18 protein-coding genes and 1 pseudogene are annotated in these 18,870 nt (G+C 61.4%); 16 read left to right on the forward strand and 3 right to left on the reverse strand.

Annotated features, from left to right (window positions below):
• The first annotated feature begins 112 nt into the window (after window positions 1–112).
• A complete protein-coding gene (locus AB4N33_RS10410) occupies window positions 113–1,117 on the forward strand; it encodes an AraC family transcriptional regulator ligand-binding domain-containing protein (RefSeq protein WP_476457221.1) in 1,005 nt (334 codons plus the stop codon).
• Between the two features lie 6 nt (window positions 1,118–1,123).
• Here the strand turns inward: AB4N33_RS10410 and AB4N33_RS10415 are convergent, their stop codons facing one another.
• Window positions 1,124–2,251, reverse strand: a complete 1,128-nt coding sequence (locus AB4N33_RS10415; protein ID WP_460142093.1) for a GGDEF domain-containing protein — start codon at window positions 2,249–2,251, stop codon at window positions 1,124–1,126.
• A 336-nt stretch (window positions 2,252–2,587) separates the two neighbouring features.
• Between AB4N33_RS10415 and AB4N33_RS10420 the strand changes: the two genes are divergently transcribed.
• The 8 genes from AB4N33_RS10420 (at window position 2,588) to AB4N33_RS10455 (ending at window position 9,454) form a co-directional block, all read left to right on the forward strand.
• Entirely contained in the window at window positions 2,588–3,223 is a 636-nt protein-coding gene (locus tag AB4N33_RS10420; RefSeq protein ID WP_476457222.1) for an amino acid synthesis family protein, read from the forward strand.
• Entirely contained in the window at window positions 3,220–4,053 is an 834-nt protein-coding gene (locus AB4N33_RS10425) for an alpha/beta fold hydrolase (protein ID WP_476457223.1), read from the forward strand. The genes AB4N33_RS10420 and AB4N33_RS10425 overlap by 4 nt, the downstream gene beginning before the upstream one ends.
• Window positions 4,050–5,531 carry an aldehyde dehydrogenase gene (locus AB4N33_RS10430; protein ID WP_460126314.1) on the forward strand — a complete coding sequence of 494 codons (1,482 nt, stop codon included), beginning with the start codon at window positions 4,050–4,052 and terminating at the stop codon, window positions 5,529–5,531. Before AB4N33_RS10425 ends, AB4N33_RS10430 begins: the two co-directional genes overlap by 4 nt.
• Window positions 5,532–5,543: 12 nt before the next feature.
• On the forward strand, window positions 5,544–6,029 hold the full coding sequence (locus AB4N33_RS10435) for a flavin reductase family protein (RefSeq protein WP_460142094.1): 486 nt from the start codon (window positions 5,544–5,546) through the stop codon (window positions 6,027–6,029).
• Window positions 6,030–6,186: 157 nt separating this feature from the next.
• The gene (locus AB4N33_RS10440) at window positions 6,187–7,659 is read left to right on the forward strand and encodes an NAD-dependent succinate-semialdehyde dehydrogenase (RefSeq protein WP_476457224.1); all 1,473 of its coding nucleotides are present in this window, start codon (window positions 6,187–6,189) and stop codon (window positions 7,657–7,659) included.
• Window positions 7,659–8,048: a carboxymuconolactone decarboxylase family protein gene (locus tag AB4N33_RS10445; protein ID WP_427527800.1), complete on the forward strand. Its 390-nt coding sequence runs from the start codon at window positions 7,659–7,661 to the stop codon at window positions 8,046–8,048. Before AB4N33_RS10440 ends, AB4N33_RS10445 begins: the two co-directional genes overlap by 1 nt.
• Before the next feature lie 87 nt (window positions 8,049–8,135).
• Window positions 8,136–8,888 carry a GntR family transcriptional regulator gene (locus tag AB4N33_RS10450; protein WP_460126318.1) on the forward strand — a complete coding sequence of 251 codons (753 nt, stop codon included), beginning with the start codon at window positions 8,136–8,138 and terminating at the stop codon, window positions 8,886–8,888.
• 2 nt (window positions 8,889–8,890) lie between these two features.
• The gene (locus tag AB4N33_RS10455; protein WP_460126319.1) at window positions 8,891–9,454 is read left to right on the forward strand and encodes an NUDIX hydrolase; all 564 of its coding nucleotides are present in this window, start codon (window positions 8,891–8,893) and stop codon (window positions 9,452–9,454) included.
• A gap of 126 nt (window positions 9,455–9,580) precedes the next feature.
• On the opposite strand, the gene AB4N33_RS10460 is transcribed toward AB4N33_RS10455, so the two are convergent.
• Complete coding sequence (locus AB4N33_RS10460) at window positions 9,581–9,877, reverse strand: DUF1330 domain-containing protein (protein WP_460126320.1); 297 nt, start codon at window positions 9,875–9,877, stop codon at window positions 9,581–9,583.
• Window positions 9,878–9,947: 70 nt separating this feature from the next.
• Here AB4N33_RS10460 and ribBA point away from each other — a divergent pair, with 70 nt between their 5' ends.
• The 6 genes and pseudogenes from ribBA to AB4N33_RS10490 all read left to right on the forward strand — a co-directional run bounded on the left by ribBA (window position 9,948) and on the right by AB4N33_RS10490 (window position 16,553).
• Window positions 9,948–11,057: a bifunctional 3,4-dihydroxy-2-butanone-4-phosphate synthase/GTP cyclohydrolase II gene (ribBA, locus tag AB4N33_RS10465; RefSeq protein WP_460142096.1), complete on the forward strand. Its 1,110-nt coding sequence runs from the start codon at window positions 9,948–9,950 to the stop codon at window positions 11,055–11,057.
• A 250-nt stretch (window positions 11,058–11,307) separates the two neighbouring features.
• A pseudogene (locus AB4N33_RS10470) lies at window positions 11,308–12,332 on the forward strand (ABC transporter substrate-binding protein).
• Window positions 12,329–13,258, forward strand: a complete 930-nt coding sequence (locus AB4N33_RS10475; protein ID WP_460139530.1) for an ABC transporter permease — start codon at window positions 12,329–12,331, stop codon at window positions 13,256–13,258. Before AB4N33_RS10470 ends, AB4N33_RS10475 begins: the two are co-directional and overlap by 4 nt.
• A 6-nt stretch (window positions 13,259–13,264) precedes the next feature.
• Entirely contained in the window at window positions 13,265–14,074 is an 810-nt protein-coding gene (locus AB4N33_RS10480) for an ABC transporter permease (protein ID WP_460126324.1), read from the forward strand.
• 15 nt (window positions 14,075–14,089) lie between these two features.
• On the forward strand, window positions 14,090–15,244 hold the full coding sequence (locus AB4N33_RS10485) for an ABC transporter ATP-binding protein (protein WP_460139531.1): 1,155 nt from the start codon (window positions 14,090–14,092) through the stop codon (window positions 15,242–15,244).
• Window positions 15,245–15,575: 331 nt separating this feature from the next.
• Window positions 15,576–16,553, forward strand: a complete 978-nt coding sequence (locus tag AB4N33_RS10490) for a TerC family protein (protein WP_476457225.1) — start codon at window positions 15,576–15,578, stop codon at window positions 16,551–16,553.
• 39 nt (window positions 16,554–16,592) lie between these two features.
• Here the strand turns inward: AB4N33_RS10490 and AB4N33_RS10495 are convergent, their stop codons facing one another.
• On the reverse strand, window positions 16,593–18,002 hold the full coding sequence (locus AB4N33_RS10495) for a purine-cytosine permease family protein (protein ID WP_476457226.1): 1,410 nt from the start codon (window positions 18,000–18,002) through the stop codon (window positions 16,593–16,595).
• Window positions 18,003–18,325: 323 nt separating this feature from the next.
• On the opposite strand from AB4N33_RS10495, the gene AB4N33_RS10500 reads away from it, so the two are divergent.
• Window positions 18,326–18,811, forward strand: coding sequence for a flavin reductase family protein (locus AB4N33_RS10500; RefSeq protein WP_460139534.1), 486 nt, complete (start codon window positions 18,326–18,328; stop codon window positions 18,809–18,811).
• Window positions 18,812–18,870 lie beyond the last annotated feature (59 nt).

Here is an 18,870-nt window from a genome sequence, read left to right on the forward strand (position 1 = left end):
TTTCGCTTGTCCTTGGAAACGCGTCAATGGTGTTAATCGACTGCGAGCATTTGTTTATTGCGATCATGCGCCGGCTTCGCGACATCACTTAGCCATTACGCCGGAAATACGCATGCACAGAATGACCAGCACCGGTTTTCGGGTGCTCGCCGACGTCTTGACCGACGCGGGCGCCAACGTGGAAGCCTTGCTCAACGAGTTCGACAGTAGCCACGAGGATGTTTGGGCAAATCCCAATGGCGTTCGGCTGGAACTGGTCTACAAAGTCATGGCGGCCGCGGCAGTACGCACCGGCAACCCGGACATTGGCCTGCTGGCCTATGCCCGCGCCCATCCGGCGAATCTCGAGGTGCTGGGTTACGCGGTGATGTCCTGCCCGACGCTCGGCGCCGCGCTGCAACGCTTTGTGGACTATCAGTCGCTGATCTGCAACGGCTTCCACATGAGCCTGGATCAGGAACCCGGCGCGGTAAAACTGATCGGCCTGGATGTCAGCACCCAGCCGTCGCTGACGCCCCGGGCCTACATCGATGCCGGGGCCGCGCAGATCCTGGGGCTGGTCCACTGGCTGTTGCCCAATCGCAAGCCTGATCCCGTGGCGGCGAGCTTCACTTACCCCAGGCCCGCAGACATCCGCCAACTGGAGCGACTGCTTGGCAGGAATCTGTCCTTCGGTGCGTCATACAACAGCCTGAGTTTCAGCATTGACGATTGTGCGATGGCGTTGCCCACTGCCGACCCGGCACTGGATGTGCTGCATGTCGAATATGCCCGTACGCGACTGAACCTGATGCTTAATGGCTCGATGACCGAGCGAGTTCGTCGGGTCCTGGCCGAGAGACTGGCCCAAGGCGTGCCCAGCGACCTGAACCGGATCGCCCAGGCGTTGGGCATCAGCGCGCGCAGCCTGCAACGGCGACTCGCCGATGAAGGCATTCATTTTTCGGCCTTGCAGGATGAAGCGCGTCTTAGGCTGGCGCACACCTTCCTGCGCAACTCGGTGCGCAGCGTGAAATACATTGGCGCGCTGCTGGGTTTTCGCGACCAGAGCAGCTTTCACAAAGCCTGTATCCGCTGGTTCGGCATGACGCCCGGATGCTATCGGGAAGCGTCCTGAACCCGGTTACTCAGCCACTGCCACCTGATTGCGCCCGCGAGCTTTGGCGCGATACAGCGCCTTGTCGGCGTTGTTCATCAGGCTATGCAGGTCGTGATCATCGTCGTTCATGCTGGCAACACCGACGCTGGCCGAAACCCGATTGACCGGGGCACTCATCATGCCAGCGAGCGACTGCAGCAGTTCTTCGGCGATATTACGGGCCACCTCGATGGAGGTGTTTGGCAGGAGGACGGCGAATTCTTCGCCGCCCAGGCGTCCGTACACGTCGGTGTCACGGAACGAGGAACTGATGACCTGACCCATTTGCCGCAGCACCTGATCGCCCACCTGGTGCCCGTAGGTGTCATTGATGTGTTTGAAGTGATCCATGTCCAGCATGAGGGCGCACAGCGGCAAGTGGTTTTTCCGACAGTAACCGAACAAATGCTGTGCATTCTCGAAAAACGCCCGGCGATTCTTGAGGCCGGTGAGTTCATCGGTCTGTGCGGCACGGGTGGATACGTTGTGCGCGTGTTCCATTTCCCGGGTCAACCGAAAGGCGGTTTCCAACGCCTCGGACAGGCTGCGCGTGGCGCTGAACACGAACGAGGCGAACACCATCACCGCCACGCCCATGCCGACCTGCAGGGATGAAGGCTGGACCAACAACCACACCGTACAAGGCAACAGCACCAGGACGATCGAGACGACCGTCATGTAGCGGTACGCCGAATAGCAGGACACCGCACTCACCGACATGCCCACGCAAAACAGCATGACCATTGTCTGGCCCAACAGATCGTCGACCGGGATGACCGCCAGGGCGCCGCCGCCCCAGATACTGGCAGACAGCACCAGCGTGACCCAGTAAATGTGCTCCCAGCGTTGGGGGGTGCGCTCGCGGTCGGGGCTGCGAAAATAAGCGGCAAACATGATGATGCGCACCAGCGACGAGGCGGTGAGCAGTGCGATCCACCACGCAACCGTCCGGTGATCGAAACGGTCCCAGCACAGCCAGCACAGCATCAGCACCGCGAGATAACTGCCAAGCACCGCTAAAACCGACTGACGAAACAGTTGGTGCAATCGATCTGATTGCACCAGTTTCACGATGAAATCTTCCTGTTGATACCGCAATCCAGGGCCATCCATTAGAGCCGCCTGATAATGATGCTGCGCAGGGGCTCTATTCTGGCACTTTGCTAGCAACGCTCACAACCGCGACTCCAATTCTCGGTCCACCTCCCCCTGTAGGAGCGAGCATGCTCCGGGCGGCGTTCCGACGATGGAGGTCAACGATGACGCTGGCTAACTGATACCCCGCGGTGCCTTTGAGACCATCGCGAGCATGCTCGCTCCTACAAGTGACTCAGCACCCATAAGCATTCTGTCGCCTCGCCCACAGAAACCCGTATCGGACGCTTGCGTTGCCGATATTATGGTATACCATCATACGGACAGACACCCTTCACCCGTATGGAGCAGCTCATGAGTTTCGAAATTCGCAAGATCGTCAGCTATGTCGAAGAGACCTTTATCGAAGGCGGCAAAGCTACCGACAAGCCCGTCACCATGATCGGCCTGGCCGTGGTCATGAAAAACCCATGGGTGGGTAATGGTTTCGTTGAAGATCTCAAGCCGCAGATCCGCGCCAACTGCTCCGACCTCGGTGCCCTGATGGTCGAGCGCCTGGTGGGCCTGATCGGCGGTGCAGAGAAGATCGAGGCATACGGCAAGGCCGCAGTGGTCGGTGCCGATGGCGAAATCGAGCACGCTTCGGCGGTGATCCACACCCTGCGCTTCGGTAACCACTATCGCGAAGCGGTCCAGGCCAAGAGCTACCTGAGCTTCACCAACAAGCGCGGCGGCCCGGGCACTTCGATCCAGATCCCGATGATGCACAAGGACGACGAAGGCCAGCGTTCGCACTACATCACCCTGGAAATGCAGATCGAAGATGCCCCTCGTGCCGATGAAATCGTTGTGGTCCTGGGTTGCGCCGACGGCGGCCGCCTGCACCCACGCATCGGCAACCGCTACATCGACCTGGAAGAACTGGCCGCCGAAAAGCCCAGTAAGACGGTCGGTCACTACAACAAAAAGGTATGCAGGAGCGCTCCATGATTCGGCTCACCGCTGAACGCACCCCGGCTGGCACCAGTTATCTGGCGACCGGCCAAGGCCAGCCTGTGGTTTTGATCCACGGCGTGGGCCTGAATAAAGAAATGTGGGGCGGCCAGGTCGTTGGCCTGGCCACGAAGTACCGCGTGATCGCTTATGACATGCTGGGTCATGGCGCCAGCCCGCGCCCGGAAAGCGGCACGCCACTGCTCGGTTATGCCGACCAGTTGCTGGAGCTGCTCGATCACTTGCAGTTGCCCCAGGCGACCGTGATCGGCTTCTCCATGGGCGGTCTGGTGGCGCGAGCCTTCGCCCTGCATTACCCGCAACGCCTGCAAGGCCTGGTGGTACTCAACAGCGTGTTCAATCGCACCGCCGAACAGCGTGCCGGCGTCATTGCCCGCACCGCCCAGGCGGCCGAGCACGGCCCGGATGCCAACGCTGAAGCGGCGCTCTCGCGCTGGTTCAGCCGTGAATATCAGGCAGCCAACCCGGCTCAGATCGCCGCGTTGCGCCAGACCCTGGCCGAGAATGACCCGCAGGGCTACCTCACCACTTACGAACTGTTCGCCACCCAGGACATGTACCGCGCCGACGACCTGGCTTCTATCCAGGCACCGACGCTCGTCGCCACCGGCGAACTGGACCCCGGCTCCACCCCGGAAATGGCCCGGCAACTGGCCGAGCGCATTCCCGGCGCAACGGTTGCCGTACTGGCCGAACAGCGGCATATGATGCCCGTAGAATCGCCGCGCCTGGTCAACCAGTTGTTGCTCGAGTTTCTCGACACTGCGCACGCCCGACAAAATCCTATAAAGGGGATCGTTGTATGACACTCGCACGCTTTCAGATGTGCATCGGCGGTGAATGGGTCGATGCCCTCTCGGGCAAGACATTCGAAAGCCTGAACCCGGCCCTGGCCGAACCCTGGGCCGAACTGCCCGATGCCGATGAAGCCGATGTCGAGCGCGCCGTTCAGGCTGCGCAGACCGCTTTCGACAGCCCGGCCTGGCGCGGCCTGACCGCCACTGCTCGCGGCAAGCTGCTGCGGCGCCTGGGCGACTTGATCGCCGAGAACAAGGAAAACCTGGCCCAACTGGAAAGCCGCGACAACGGCAAGCTGATCCGCGAGACCCGCGGCCAGGTCGGCTACCTGCCGGAGTTCTTCCACTACACCGCAGGCTTGGCCGACAAGCTCGAAGGCGGCACCCTGCCGCTGGACAAGCCCGACCTCTTTGCTTACACCGTGCACGAAGCCATGGGCGTGGTCGCCGCGATCATCCCCTGGAACAGCCCGCTGTACCTGACCGCCATCAAGCTCGCGCCCGCCCTGGCCGCCGGCAACACCATCGTGATCAAGCCCTCCGAGCACGCCTCGGCGACCATTCTGGAACTGGCTCGCCTGGCCCTGGAAGCCGGCATTCCACCGGGTGTGGTCAACGTGGTTACCGGCTACGGCCCGAGCACCGGTGCGGCCCTCACCCGCCATCCGCTGGTGCGCAAGATCGCCTTCACCGGCGGCGCAGCGACGGCCCGGCATGTGGTGCGCAGCAGCGCCGAGAACTTCGCCAAGCTGTCGCTGGAGCTGGGCGGCAAATCGCCGAACATCATTTTTGCCGACGCAGACCTCGACAGCGCGATCAACGGCGCCATCGCCGGGATCTACGCCGCGTCCGGGCAAAGTTGCGTGTCCGGCTCGCGCCTGTTGGTGCAAGATGAAATCTACGACGAGTTCGTAGGTCGCCTGGTGGAACGCGCCCAGCGCATCCGCATCGGCAACCCGCAGGAAGACACCAGCGAAATGGGCCCGATGGCCACCGCACAACAATTGGCGGTCGTCGAGGGCCTGGTGGCGGACGCCATCGCAGAGGGTGCGCGCCTGCGCACGGGGGGCAAACGTCCGAGCGGCGTGGGTGACGGCTGGTTCTACGAGCCGACGCTGTTCGAGTGCGACCGCAACTCGATGAAGATCATGCAGGAAGAAGTCTTTGGCCCGGTGGCGTCGGTCATCCGTTTCAAGGACGAAGCCGAAGCACTGGCGATTGCCAACGACTCCCAGTTCGGCCTCGCCGCCGGCATCTGGACCCGCGACCTGGGTCGCGCCCACCGTCTGGCGCGGGATGTGCGTTCAGGGATCATCTGGGTCAACACCTACCGCGCGGTCTCGGCCATGGCGCCGATCGGCGGTTTCAAGAACAGCGGCTATGGACGCGAAAGCGGCATCGACTCGGTGCTGGCCTACACCGAACTGAAAACGGTGTGGATCAACCTCTCCCAGGCACCCATGCCTGACCCGTTTGTGATGCGTTAGGAGACCACCGACATGATCGAACCCGGCATTTACAAAGACGTCATGAGTTCCTTCCCATCCGGCGTCACGGTGGTCACCACCCTGGACCCGGACGGCGGTATCGTCGGCATCACCGCCAGCGCGTTCAGCGCGCTGTCGATCGATCCGGCGCTGGTGCTGTTCTGCCCCAACTACGCTTCGGACACCTACCCGGTGCTGCGCGACAGCAAGCAGTTCGCGATTCACCTGCTGTCGGCCGACCAGACCGCCGAGGCCTATGCCTTTGCCAGTAAAGGCAAGGACAAGGCCAAGGACATCGAGTGGCACCTGAGCGCCCTGGGCAACCCGCTGCTGGGCAAGGCCACGGCGATCATCGAGTGCGAGCTGTGGCGCGAATACGACGGTGGCGACCACGCCATCATCGTCGGTGCGGTAAAGAACCTGATCCTGCCCGAACAGCCTGTGACGCCGATGATCTACCACAAAGGCAAGCTGGGGCCGCTGCCCTCGCTGGCTTGATCCAAGATCCCTGCCCTCCTGTAGGAGCGAGCATGCTCGCGAAGAAACTCCGCAACTCCGCGGGGTGCCAGGATGCCAACGTTATCGTTGACGACCATCGCGAGCATGCTCGCTCCTACAGAATGCGGTGTTTTCCCCACTTTTTTCAGGAGCCGGCATGAGTCCAGCAGCCTTGCAACTGTTCCGCCAGCAGGCCTACCTCAATGGCCAGTGGCTGGATGCGCCCGACGGCGCCACCCAGGACATCTTCAACCCGGCCACCGGTGAGCTGATCGGCCAGGTGCCAAACCTGGGCGCAGCCCAGGCGCAGCAGGTCATCAAAGCGGCCAACGGCGCCTGGCCGGCCTGGCGCGCCTTGACCGCCAAGGAGCGCAGCACGGTCCTCAAGCGCTGGCACGCACTGATGATCGACAATGCCGATGCCCTGGCCGAAATCCTCACCCTCGAACAAGGCAAACCCCTGGCCGAAGCCAAAGGCGAAATCCTCTACGCCGCCAGCTTCATCGAGTGGTTCGCCGAGGAAGCCAAGCGCATCTACGGCGACACCATCCCGAGCCACAAGGGCGATGCCCGCATCGTTGTGAGCAAGGAGCCGATCGGCGTCGTCGCGGCCATCACGCCGTGGAACTTCCCGGCGGCGATGATCACCCGCAAGGCCGGCCCGGCATTGGCCGCCGGCTGCCCGTGCATCGTCAAACCCGCCCCGGAAACACCATTCTCGGCACTGGCCATGGCCGCGCTGGCGGAACAGGCTGGCATTCCGCCGGGTATTTTCAACGTGATCACCGGCGATGCCATCGCCATCGGCGGCGAACTGACGGCCAGCCCCCTTGTGCGCAAACTGTCGTTCACCGGCTCCACCGGCATCGGCAAGCTGCTGATGGCGCAATGCGCGCCGACGCTGAAAAAGGTCTCGCTGGAATTGGGCGGCAACGCCCCCTTTATCGTGTTCGACGACGCCAATCTGGAGCGAGCGGTGGAAGGCGCCTTGATCGCCAAGTTCCGCAACGCCGGGCAAACCTGCGTTTGCGTCAACCGCTTCCTGGTGCAGTCGGGCATCCATGATGCTTTCGTCGCACGGTTGGCCGAACGCGTGGCGCAGTTGAACGTCGGCAGCGGCTTCGACAGCGGCGTGAATCAGGGCCCATTGATCAACGAGCGCGCGGTGGCCAAGGTCGAAGATCACGTGCAGGACGCCCTCGCCCACGGCGCGCAACTGCTCTGCGGCGGTGAACGGCACGCCCTCGGCCACGGGTTCTTCCAACCCACCGTACTGGCCGGTGTGAACGCTGCGATGAAAGTCGCCCGCGAAGAAACCTTCGGCCCGCTGGCCGCCGTATTCCGCTTCGACAGCGAAGCCGAGGCGATCCATCTGGCGAACGACACCGAGTTCGGGCTGGCGGCCTACTGCTACACCCGCGACCTCGGCCGCGCCTGGCGCATGAGCGAAGCGCTGGAGTACGGCATGGTCGGGATCAACGAAGGGCTGATCTCTACCGAAGTCGCGCCATTTGGCGGCATCAAGTCCTCGGGCCTGGGCCGCGAAGGCTCCAAATACGGCATCGAGGATTACCTGGAAATCAAATACACCCTGATGGGTGGGCTCGACGACTTTGGGAGTAATCGTTAATGAGCAACGAAAAGTATGAACAGGGCCTGAAAATCCGCACGCAGGTGCTGGGTGAAGCCTACGTCAAACGCTCCATCGAGAACGCCGACGACTTCACCCGGCCCTTGCAGGAGATGGTGACCGAGTACTGCTGGGGCCACGTCTGGGGTCGCGAGGGTTTGTCGCTTAAAGAGCGCAGCATGATAAACTTGGCCATGATTTCGGCCCTCAACCGGCCACACGAACTCAAGCTGCATGTACGCGGCGCCTTGCGTAACGGGCTGAGTCGTGAACAAATACGCGAAATTCTGCTTCAGGTCGGTATTTATTGCGGTGTCCCCGCTGCGGTGGACAGCTTCCGGCTCGCCCGCGAAGCGTTCGCCGAAGCCGACGCCGAGGCCTCCAGTTAACCTTTGGCTGTTTTGATTGACTGAGCACGATGATCTTCGGGTCCAAGTGCTCTTTTTGCATGGACAGCCACACTCAGAGCGGACCCCATGAAACGCCTGCCACTCGACGACAGCTTCAAGGTCAATCGCAACCCCGTTACCCTGCGCGAAATCGTGCTGGATAAACTGCGAAGCGCCATCATGAACTTCCAGCTCATGCCGGGAGACCGTCTGGTCGAGCGTGATCTGTGCGACCGCCTCGGTGTCAGCCGCACCTCCGTTCGCGAAGCCTTGCGCCACCTCGAATCCGAAGGCCTGGTGGAGTTCGCCGACGCCAAGGGGCCACGCGTGGCGATCATCACCCTGGACGATGCCGTCGACATTTACGAACTGCGTTGCGTGCTCGAAGGCCTCATCGTTCAGTTGTTCACCCTGCGCGCCAAGGCCAAGGACATCAAGGCCCTGGAAAAAGCCCTGGAGGAAAACCGCAAGGCCCTCAAGGAAGGCGAACTGCAACAGGTGATCGATTCGGTACAGGGTTTCTACGACGTGCTGCTCGAAGGTTCGGGCAACCATGTGGCGGCCACCCAGTTGCGCCAGTTGCAGGCGCGCATCAGCTACCTGCGTGCGACCTCGGTGTCCCAGGAAAACCGTCGTGGCGCCAGCAACCAGGAAATGGAACGCATGGTGGAGGCGATCAAGACCGGCGATCCGGTGGTGGCGCACCAGGCCTGTGTCGACCACGTGCGCGCCGCAGCCACAGTGGCGCTGGAATACCTCAAGCGCAAGCAGGAAGAGACCGGGCCCACGCCTGAGATCACCCTGCCCATCGCGCTGAAAGAACCGCGCATAGGTCGCTGATCATGTTCAGCCCGAGCTTTTGCCCAAGGTGCGGTGGCAACGACCTCAAGTCGCAGCTGCCGCCGGGTGATACGCACGAGCGCCTGATGTGCTGTGGCTGCGGTTACATCCATTACGTCAACCCGAAGATCATTGCCGGCTGCATCATCGAGCAGGACGGCAAGTATCTGTTGTGCCAGCGCGCCATCCCCCCGCGCCCCGGCACCTGGACGCTGCCGGCCGGTTTCATGGAAGGCGGCGAAACCACCGAGCAAGCGGCGCTGCGCGAGGTCTGGGAGGAAAGTGGCGTGCGTGCTGAAATCCACTCGCCGTACTCGATCTTCAGCGTGCCGAAGATCAGCGAGGTGTACATCATCTACCGCGCCGTCGCGCTGGAGATCACCGGACAGTTCGGCCCGGAAACCCTCGACTACAAATTCTTCGCGCCTGAGGACATTCCCTGGGACAGCATCTACTACCCCGCGATCCGCCAGATTCTCGAACGCTACATCGAAGAACGCCAGGCCGGGGTGTATGGCATCTACATCGGCAATGACGATAGCGGGAAGATTCACTTCATCCGCTAAGCACACTCCACCTCCCCTGTAGGAGCGAGCATGCTCGCGATGGTTTCTGGGTCGCCGCAGGGTGTCAGGCTTCCCGCGTCATCGTTGACCTCCATCGCGAATAAATTCGCTCCTACAGAGGGATGGTTACACCGGCGCAACCCCCTCAACAATAATCACCTCAGCCCGCGCCACGCCTTCACGGTGCCGTTTGGCTTCCTGGTATTCATCAGAGTTGTAGCAAGCCAGCGCCTGCTCGTACGTTTCAAACTCGATCACCACGCTACGCTGCGGCGTCACCCGACCTTCCATCGCCTGGCTGCGTCCGCCCCGGGCCAGCAGCCGACCACCGTACAACGCGAAGGCCGCCGGCGCCCGCTGGGTATATTGACTGTATTGATCGGGATCAGTGACATCCACGTGGGCTATCCAGTACGCCTTCATAGTGACCTCTGTGTTGATTTTGTATTATGGTATACCACAAATATCTCCACCCCACATCGAGAGTTACATCATGGCGTTCAACAGCATCGAAGAAATCATCGAAGACTACCGCCAGGGCAAGATGGTGCTTCTGGTGGACGATGAGGATCGCGAGAACGAAGGCGACCTCCTCCTTGCCGCCGACTGCTGCTCGGCCGAAGCCATCAGCTTCATGGCTCGCGAAGCACGTGGCCTGATTTGCCTGACCCTGACGGACGAGCACTGCCAGCGCCTCGGACTGGAACAGATGGTGCCCAGTAACGGCAGCGTGTTCAGCACCGCGTTCACCGTGTCCATTGAGGCCGCCGTTGGCGTCACCACCGGCATCTCGGCCGCTGACCGGGCACGAACCGTGGCCGCCGCGGTAACGGCGGGGGCAACGGCCGCCGATATCGTCCAGCCCGGCCACATCTTCCCCTTGCGCGCCCGTGAAGGCGGCGTGCTGACCCGCGCCGGTCACACCGAAGCCGGCTGCGACCTGGCACGCCTGGCCGGGTTTACCCCTGCCTCGGTGATCGTCGAGGTGATGAACGACGACGGCACCATGGCCCGTCGTCCCGACCTTGAAGTGTTCGCACGCAAGCATGGGATCAAGATCGGCACCATCGCTGACCTGATCCACTATCGACTGAGCAACGAACACACCGTCGAGCGCATCGGTGAGCGTGAATTGCCGACCGTGCACGGCACCTTTCGCCTGATCACTTATGAGGACCGCATCGAAGGCGGTGTGCACATGGCCATGGTCATGGGCGAATTGCGTCGCGAGGAACCGACCCTGGTGCGGGTTCATGTCATCGACCCGCTGCGCGACCTGGTGGGCGCGCAATACAGCGGCCCGAGCAACTGGACGCTGTGGGCTGCCCTGCAACGCGTGGCCGAAGAAGGTCGTGGCGTGGTGGTGGTGCTCGCCAACCATGAATCGTCCCAGGCGCTGCTCGAACGCGTGCCGCAACTGACCCAACCGCCCCGCCAATTCAGCCGTTCGCAGTCACGCATCTATTCTGAAGTGGGTACAGGTGCGCAGATCCTGCAGAACCTGGGCGTCGGCAAACTGCGGCACCTGGGCCCACCGCTGAAGTATGCGGGCTTGACCGGGTATGACCTGGAGGTGGTGGAGAGTATTGCTTTCACGGGATGACTCACCAAGCCCCCTGTAGGAGCGAGCTTGCTCCTACAGGGATGGACTCGGCCGCTTGAAAGGCAATACAGATTAAAGAAAAAAACAGGCTCAGCAGATGGCCGGTAAGGCAAAATGCTTGCACAAAGTTTGGAATACCATAATATGATATTCCATAGACCGACCGATCATCAGTGACCGTTCGGACCTACTGCTCCCGATAGGCGGGCATGAAAGCCCCGCTCATAAACACAACAATGAGGGCGTAAAAATGGTGTTGAACAAACGTGCAACCGCGATTTTTTTGCGGGACTGCTGAGCGTGACCAGCCAGGCGTCGATGGCTGCCGAAAGCGTCAACTTCGTCAGTTGGGGCGGTAGCACCCAGGATGCGCAGAAGCAGGCCTGGGCCGACCCGTTCAGCAAGGCCACCGGCATCACCGTGGTCCAGGATGGCCCGACCGACTACGGCAAACTCAAGGCCATGGTCGAAAGCGGCAATGTGCAATGGGACGTGGTCGATGTCGAAGCCGACTTCGCCCTGCGCGCTGCGGCCGAAGGCCTGCTCGAACCCCTCGACTTTTCGGTCATCCAGCGCGACAAGATCGACCCACGTTTCATCTCCGATCACGGCGTCGGCTCGTTCTTCTTCTCCTTTGTCCTCGGCTATAACGAAGGCAAACTCGGCGCCAGCAAGCCCCAGGACTGGTCCGCCCTGTTCGACACCAAGACCTACCCCGGCAAACGCGCCCTCTACAAATGGCCAAGCCCTGGTGTGCTGGAACTGGCGTTGCTGGCTGACGGCGTAGCCGCCGACAAGCTCTATCCGCTGGACCTGGATCGCGCCTTCAAGAAACTCGACACCATCAAGAAAGACATCGTCTGGTGGGGCGGCGGCGCACAATCGCAACAGCTGCTGGCCTCCGGTGAAGCAAGCATGGGCCAGTTCTGGAACGGTCGCATCCACGCCTTGCAGGAAGACGGCGCCCCGGTGGGTGTGAGCTGGAAACAGAACCTGGTCATGGCCGACATCCTGGTTGTGCCAAAAGGCTCGAAAAACAAGGAAGCGGCCATGAAATTCCTGGCCAATGCGAGCAGCGCCAAAGGCCAGGCCGACTTCTCCAACCTGACCGCTTATGCACCGGTCAACGTCGACAGCGTGGCGCGCCTGGATTCGGTGCTGGCACCTAACCTGCCGACTGCTTATGCCAAGGATCAAATCACTCTCGATTTCGCGTACTGGGCCAAGAACGGTCAAGCCATCGCGACACGGTGGAACGAATGGCTGGTCAAATGAAAATGACGGCATCCACGCCGACCGGGGGCGCCACTGGCGCCCTCGGGGCGGCATCCGGCAAAGCGGCGCTGGCCAATCAGGCCCCGAGCCTGGCCCAGCGCTGGCGCGGGTCGAGTAACCTGATCCCGGCCCTGCTGTTTCTCGGTCTGTTCTTCCTGGCTCCGCTGATCGGCCTGTTGCTGCGCGGCGTGCTCGAACCGGTGCCCGGCCTGGGCAACTACGAGCAGTTGTTCGCCAACTCGGCCTATGCCCGGGTCTTGATCAACACCTTTTCGGTGGCTGGCCTGGTGACCTTGTTCAGCCTGCTGCTGGGTTTCCCGCTGGCCTGGGCAATCACCCTGGTGCCACGCGGCTGGGGTCGCTGGATCCTCAACATCGTGCTGCTGTCGATGTGGACCAGCCTGCTGGCCCGCACTTACTCCTGGCTGGTGTTGCTGCAAGCCTCCGGGGTGATCAACAAGGCACTGATGGCCATGGGCATCATCGATCAGCCGCTGGAGATGGTGCATAACCTCACCGGCGTGGTGATCGGCATGAGCTACATCATGATCCCGTTCATCGTGCTGCCCTTGCAGGCGACCATGCAGGCCATCGATCCGATGATTTTGCAGGCCGGTTCCATCTGTGGCGCCAGCCCATGGACCAACTTCTTCCGGGTGTTCCTGCCGCTGTGCCGGCCGGGGTTGTTCTCCGGTGGCCTGATGGTGTTCGTGATGTCGCTCGGTTACTACGTCACCCCCGCGCTGCTGGGCGGTGCGCAGAACATGATGCTGCCCGAGTTCATCATCCAGCAGGTGCAATCGTTCCTCAACTGGGGCCTGGCCAGCGCCGGCGCCGCGTTGCTGATCGCCATTACGCTGGTGTTGTTCTACTTCTACCTGAAGCTTCAGCCGGAATCCCCGGTTGGCGCCAGCAACGCGAGGTAAGCCGTCATGCTCCTGACCCCCAATGCGATGAGCCGGCGCATGCGCCTGGGCCTTTATTTCACCACGGGCCTGATCGCGCTGTTCCTGCTGTTGCCTATCGTGTTCATCGTGCTGCTGTCGTTCGGTTCCTCCCAGTGGCTGGTGTTTCCACCGCCGGGCTGGACGCTGAAATGGTACGGCCAGTTTTTCTCCAATGCCGACTGGATGAACGCGGCGATGGCTAGCCTCAAGGTCGCCGTGCTGACCACGTTCTTCGCCGTGGCGCTCGGCCTGCCAACCGCGTTTGCCTTGGTGCGCGGACGCTTCCCCGGGCGGGAAATGCTCTACGGGCTGTTCACCCTGCCGATGATCGTGCCACTGGTGATCATTGCCGTGGCCGTGTACGCGCTGTTCCTCAAGCTGGGCTACACCGGGACGATGTTCGCTTTCGTGGTCAGCCATGTGATCGTGGCGCTGCCGTTCACGATCATCTCGATCATCAACTCGCTGAAGCTGTTTGACCAGTCGATTGAAGATGCCGCCGTGATCTGCGGTGCCTCGCGCCTGCAAGCGGTGTTCAAGGTGACATTCCCGGCGATCCGCCCCGGCATGGTGGCCGGCGCCCTCTTCGCCTTCCTCGTCTCGTGGGACGAAGTGGTGCTGAGCGTGATGATGGCCAGCCCGACCTTGCAGACCCTTCCCGTGAAAATGTGGACCACCCTGCGCCAGGACCTGACGCCTGTGATCGCCGTCGCTTCGACGCTGCTGATCGGCCTCTCGGTATTGGTCATGGTGATCGCCGCCGCCCTTCGCCGGCGCAATGAAATCAGCGCCTAGCGCCAGGAGTACGACATGAGTGCAGTGATCAAAGATGCCGCGCAGCAGAATGACCAACCCCTGGTAAGCCTGCGCAACCTGAACAAGTACTACGGCGAATTCGCCGCCGTGGACAACATCGCCCTGGACATCAAGGACGGCGAATTCCTCACGTTCCTGGGCTCCAGCGGCTCGGGCAAAAGTACCACCCTGTCGATGCTCGCCGGCTTCGAAACGCCCACCAGCGGCGAGATCCTGGTCGAGGGCAAATCCCTGGTCAATGTGCCGCCGCACAAACGCGACATCGGCATGGTGTTCCAACGCTACTCGCTGTTCCCGCACCTGTCGGTACGCGACAACATCGCGTTTCCGCTGGCGATCCGCAAGCTCGACAGCGCCGAGCGCGAGCGCCGGGTGGATGCGATGCTCAAGCTGGTGCAACTGGAGCAATTCGCCCATCGCCGCCCTTCGCAATTGTCTGGAGGCCAGCAGCAACGGGTCGCCATCGCCCGGGCGCTGGTCTATGAACCCCGCATCCTGCTGATGGACGAACCCCTGGGTGCGCTGGACAAAAAGTTGCGTGAAGACTTGCAGGACGAACTGCGCCAACTGCATCGGCGCCTGGGCATCACCATCGTCTACGTGACCCACGACCAGGAAGAAGCCATGCGCCTGTCCCAGCGCATCGCCATCTTCAGCCACGGCAAGATCGTCGGCCTGGGCAGTGGTTATGACCTGTATCAGAACCCGCCAAACGCGTTTGTGGCGTCGTTCCTCGGCAACTCGAACTTCCTCAAGCTCAAGGCCCAAGGCAACGCGGCGGCCTCGTTCGAAGGCCAGTCGCTGTCGATCCGCCTGACCGCCGGGCTGCAGACCGACCAGGATGTGCTGCTGATGGTCCGCCCGGAAAAAGCGCTGGCGCTGAGTGTCGAACAGGCTGCGCAGGAACCGCTGGCGGCGGGCTGGAACGAGGTGTCGGCGATTGTCGGTGAAATGCTGTTCCTGGGCGAGAGCCAGACCTGCACCGTAAAAACCCTGGGCGGCACCTCGATGACGGTCAAGGCACTCTCGGCCGCAGGCATGCCGCTCAAGGCCGGTGATCCGGTGCGGGTCCGCTGGGCCACCGCCGATGCCTGCGTGTACACCGAGTGGGCGGAAAGCGACCTGAACAAGGCCGCTGGCGCACACTGATCCAACGCGTCCCCCTCGGGCCGCCACAACGTCGGGTTGTGGCGGTCTTTTTTTTGCCCTCGATATCCCCCTCCCCTGTAGGAGCGAGCATGCTCGCGATGGTGGTCCAGACACCGCAGGCATCCAGAAAGCCCGCGTCACCGTTGACGCCCATCGCGACGGTTCGACGCCTCGACATGCTCGCTCCTACAGGGAACATGGTGCATTTTGTGGGAGGGGGGAACGGTGATACTTCGGAAAAACCGAACCATCACGACGAAATAAACGATTTTCCTCTCCTGCAATCCCTTCGCTAGCATGACCCCGACTACTCACAGACAGGGAGAACGCCATGCCAGCCACGCACATCAATATCGGCGAACCCTGGATGTGGGGCGCCTTCATCGTCTTCGTGCTGGCAATGCTGGCCCTGGATCTGTTTGTCTTCGGTGGGCGCAAGGCCCATCGGGTGTCGGTTCGCGAAGCCGCGTCCTGGGTGGTTGCCTGGTGCTTGTTGGCATTGGCGTTCGCCGCCCTGCTCTGGTGGTATCTGCACGGTGAGTTCGGTGCCGATGTGGCCCGCGACAAGACCCTCGAGTTCCTCACCGGTTATCTGATCGAGCAATCGCTGTCGATCGACAACATGTTCGTATTCGTGATGATCTTCAGCTACTTCGCCGTACCGCCGGAACTGCAGCGCCGCGTTCTGCTCTACGGCGTGCTCGGGGCAATCGTGATGCGTGCGGCGATGATTTTCGCCGGCGTCTGGCTGGTCTCGCAGTTCACCTGGATCCTGTATGTGTTCGGGGTGTTCCTGATCATCACCGGGATCAAGATGCTGGTGTTCGCCGACAAACAACCGGACCTGGACAACAATCCGCTGCTGCGCTGGATACGCGGTCATATGCGCATCACTCAGAGTTTTCACGGCGAGCGCTTTTTCGTGGTGCGCAACGGTGTGCGCTGGGCCACGCCGATGTTCCTGGTGCTGGTGCTGATCGAGGCCAGCGACCTGATGTTCGCGGTCGACAGCATCCCGGCGATCTTCGCCGTCACCACCGATCCTTTCATCATTTTCACGTCGAACATCTTCGCGATCATGGGCCTGCGCGCGCTGTACTTCCTGCTCGCCGACATGGCCGACCGCTTTCATCTGCTCAAGTATGGGCTGGCGCTGGTGCTGGTGTTCATTGGCGGCAAGATGACCATCATGCCGTGGTTCCACATGCCCGTGGAATGGTCGCTGGCAGTGGTGGGCGTGGTGATTCTGGGGTCGGTGGTATTGAGCCTGATCCTCACCCGCAAGGACAGCCAGACCCAGAACCTGTAGGTGCTGGCTGTGCCCCGCTGGCGAGTTGAATGACAGCGGTCAGTCGGTGTAACCCAGACGCGCCGCAGTACTTTGCTGCTGTGCCTTGCCGCGTGTCGCCAGGCAGTAATACAGCGGGCAGGTCACGATCAGGCCGACCAGCCAGGACAAGTCCGCCCCCTCCACCAGGTTGGCGTAGGGCCCAACGTACAGCGAGGTGTTGGCGAACGGCAGTTGGACGATGATGCCGATGAAGTAGGCGATGATCGCGTGCAGGTTGAAGCGCCCGTAGATGCCGCCGTCGGCACTGAAGATCGAGGCGATGTCGTAGCTGCCGCGTTTGATCACGTAGAAGTCGATCAGGTTGATCGAAGCCCACGGCACCAGCACCAGTAACAGCGCGAGAATCAGGCCGATGAACTCGGAGATGAAGTCTGCCGATGCCCCCAGCGCCACCAGGCAGCAACCTGCCAGGATTACGCTCGATAGCACCACGCGCACTTTGATGCTCGGGGTCCATTGGCTGGCGAAGGTCTGGATCGAAGTGATGATCGACAGCACCGCACCATACAGATTCAGCGCGTTGTGGCTGATGATGTTGAGCAGGAACAACACCATCAGGATCGGCCCCAGCCAGCCGGTGGACTGCTTGACCGCCGCCATCGCCTCGGTGCCTTCGGGCGTTGCCAACACGGCCACGGCGCCAAAGGTGAACGACAGGATGGTGCCCAGCGTCGCCCCGAGATAAGTGGCTAAAAACGGTTTGGTGATGCCGATGTCCGCCGGCAGGTAACGCGAATAGTCGGACACGTACGGCGAGAAGCTGATCTGCCAGATGATCCCCAACGACACCGTCGCCAACCATCCGGACAGGTTGAAATCACCACGGGTGAAGAAGTCCGCCGGCAGGTCATGGGCAAAGATGTAGATAAAGCCGGCGAGCAACGCGCTGCCCATCACCCAGGTGCCGATGCGGTTGAGCGTATGGATGAAGTTGTAACCGATCACGCCAATGGCCGTGGCGCTCAGTGCGCCGATCAGGATGCTGACCGGCACCGGGACCGACGGCGCAATGCCGACGATCGACTTGCCGGCCAGCACGATGTTGGAGATGAAGAAACCGACGTAGATGATCGCCGCGAAGAACACGATCAGCAGCGCGCCGTAACGGCCGAATTGGCCACGGCTCTGCACCATCTGCGGGATGCCCATGCGCGGGCCCTGCGCCGAGGCGAGTGCAATCACCAGGCCGCCGATCATATGCCCGAGGGCAATCGCCAGCAGGCCCCAGAACAGGTCGAGATGGAACACTTGTACAACCATGGCACCGGTGACGATGGGCAGTGGCGCAATGTTGGTACTGAACCATAAGGTGAACAGGTCGCGGGCCTTCCCGTGGCGTTCCGCGAGTGGGACGTAATCGACCGTGTGATTCTCGATCAGGGGGTCTTGCCGGGACATCTGGGACATGTGCATGAACTCGAGTTTGTCTGATCTTATAGTTGTACGAAGCCAAACCGGGGGTGCTCCATGGCCCCCCTCAGATGCGAGTCATATTATGGTATTCCAAACTTTTGACAAGACTGATCCGGCCTTTAAAAAGCGGTCTGATCCGCTTTCCTGACGAATGACCTGCACGTCAAATCTTGAAAAAACCCCGTAATCATTAGACGAAACAGCAAAAACATACGTTTATCGGCATGACTGAAAAAGCACTTGCAAACGATGTATTACGGTATACCATCATACCTATAAATTCATAAAAACCCGTTTCACCGCCAGAGGACCGTCCCATGATCGATGCCGCCATCTACAAACAAGTGATGGGTTCGTTTCCGTCCGGGGTTACCGTGATCACCACGCTCGATGACGATGGGCAAATCGTCGGTCTGACCGCCAGCGCGTTCAGCTCGCTGTCCATGGATCCGGCCCTGGTGCTGTTCTGCCCCAACTACAGCTCCGACTCCTATCCTGTCCTGATCAAGAACAAACGCTTCGCCATCCACGTCCTGTCTGGCGGCCAGCAAAGCGAAGCCTATGCCTTCGCGCGTAAAGGCAAGGACAAGGCGCAAGGCATCGAATGGACGTTGAGCGAACTGGGCAACCCGATCCTGGCCAATGCCACGGCGGTCATCGAATGCGAGTTGTGGCGCGAATATGAAGGGGGCGACCACGCCATCATGGTTGGCGCGGTGAAAAACCTGATCGTGCCGCAGCACAACAACGGCCCTCTGGTGTATTGCCACGGCAAGATGGGGGCGTTGCCCGTTCTCGCTTGACTCCCCCATTCCCTGTAGGAGCGAGCACGCTCGCGATGGTCGTCAACGATAACGCTGGC

This window comes from Pseudomonas sp. S1_E05 (assembly GCF_056337105.1).

What these genes read in the sequence shown, in the direction of transcription:
- AB4N33_RS10410 (WP_476457221.1), top strand. Translation starts at nt 113, where the DNA reads ATGCACAGAATGACCAGCACCGGTTTTCGGGTGCTCGCCGACGTCTTG.
- AB4N33_RS10415 (WP_460142093.1), bottom strand. Translation starts at nt 2,251, where the DNA reads ATGGATGGCCCTGGATTGCGGTATCAACAGGAAGATTTCATCGTGAAA.
- AB4N33_RS10420 (WP_476457222.1), top strand. Translation starts at nt 2,588, where the DNA reads ATGAGTTTCGAAATTCGCAAGATCGTCAGCTATGTCGAAGAGACCTTT.
- AB4N33_RS10425 (WP_476457223.1), top strand. Translation starts at nt 3,220, where the DNA reads ATGATTCGGCTCACCGCTGAACGCACCCCGGCTGGCACCAGTTATCTG.
- AB4N33_RS10430 (WP_460126314.1), top strand. Translation starts at nt 4,050, where the DNA reads ATGACACTCGCACGCTTTCAGATGTGCATCGGCGGTGAATGGGTCGAT.
- AB4N33_RS10435 (WP_460142094.1), top strand. Translation starts at nt 5,544, where the DNA reads ATGATCGAACCCGGCATTTACAAAGACGTCATGAGTTCCTTCCCATCC.
- AB4N33_RS10440 (WP_476457224.1), top strand. Translation starts at nt 6,187, where the DNA reads ATGAGTCCAGCAGCCTTGCAACTGTTCCGCCAGCAGGCCTACCTCAAT.
- AB4N33_RS10445 (WP_427527800.1), top strand. Translation starts at nt 7,659, where the DNA reads ATGAGCAACGAAAAGTATGAACAGGGCCTGAAAATCCGCACGCAGGTG.
- AB4N33_RS10450 (WP_460126318.1), top strand. Translation starts at nt 8,136, where the DNA reads ATGAAACGCCTGCCACTCGACGACAGCTTCAAGGTCAATCGCAACCCC.
- AB4N33_RS10455 (WP_460126319.1), top strand. Translation starts at nt 8,891, where the DNA reads ATGTTCAGCCCGAGCTTTTGCCCAAGGTGCGGTGGCAACGACCTCAAG.
- AB4N33_RS10460 (WP_460126320.1), bottom strand. Translation starts at nt 9,877, where the DNA reads ATGAAGGCGTACTGGATAGCCCACGTGGATGTCACTGATCCCGATCAA.
- ribBA (WP_460142096.1), top strand. Translation starts at nt 9,948, where the DNA reads ATGGCGTTCAACAGCATCGAAGAAATCATCGAAGACTACCGCCAGGGC.
- AB4N33_RS10475 (WP_460139530.1), top strand. Translation starts at nt 12,329, where the DNA reads ATGAAAATGACGGCATCCACGCCGACCGGGGGCGCCACTGGCGCCCTC.
- AB4N33_RS10480 (WP_460126324.1), top strand. Translation starts at nt 13,265, where the DNA reads ATGCTCCTGACCCCCAATGCGATGAGCCGGCGCATGCGCCTGGGCCTT.
- AB4N33_RS10485 (WP_460139531.1), top strand. Translation starts at nt 14,090, where the DNA reads ATGAGTGCAGTGATCAAAGATGCCGCGCAGCAGAATGACCAACCCCTG.
- AB4N33_RS10490 (WP_476457225.1), top strand. Translation starts at nt 15,576, where the DNA reads ATGCCAGCCACGCACATCAATATCGGCGAACCCTGGATGTGGGGCGCC.
- AB4N33_RS10495 (WP_476457226.1), bottom strand. Translation starts at nt 18,002, where the DNA reads ATGTCCCAGATGTCCCGGCAAGACCCCCTGATCGAGAATCACACGGTC.
- AB4N33_RS10500 (WP_460139534.1), top strand. Translation starts at nt 18,326, where the DNA reads ATGATCGATGCCGCCATCTACAAACAAGTGATGGGTTCGTTTCCGTCC.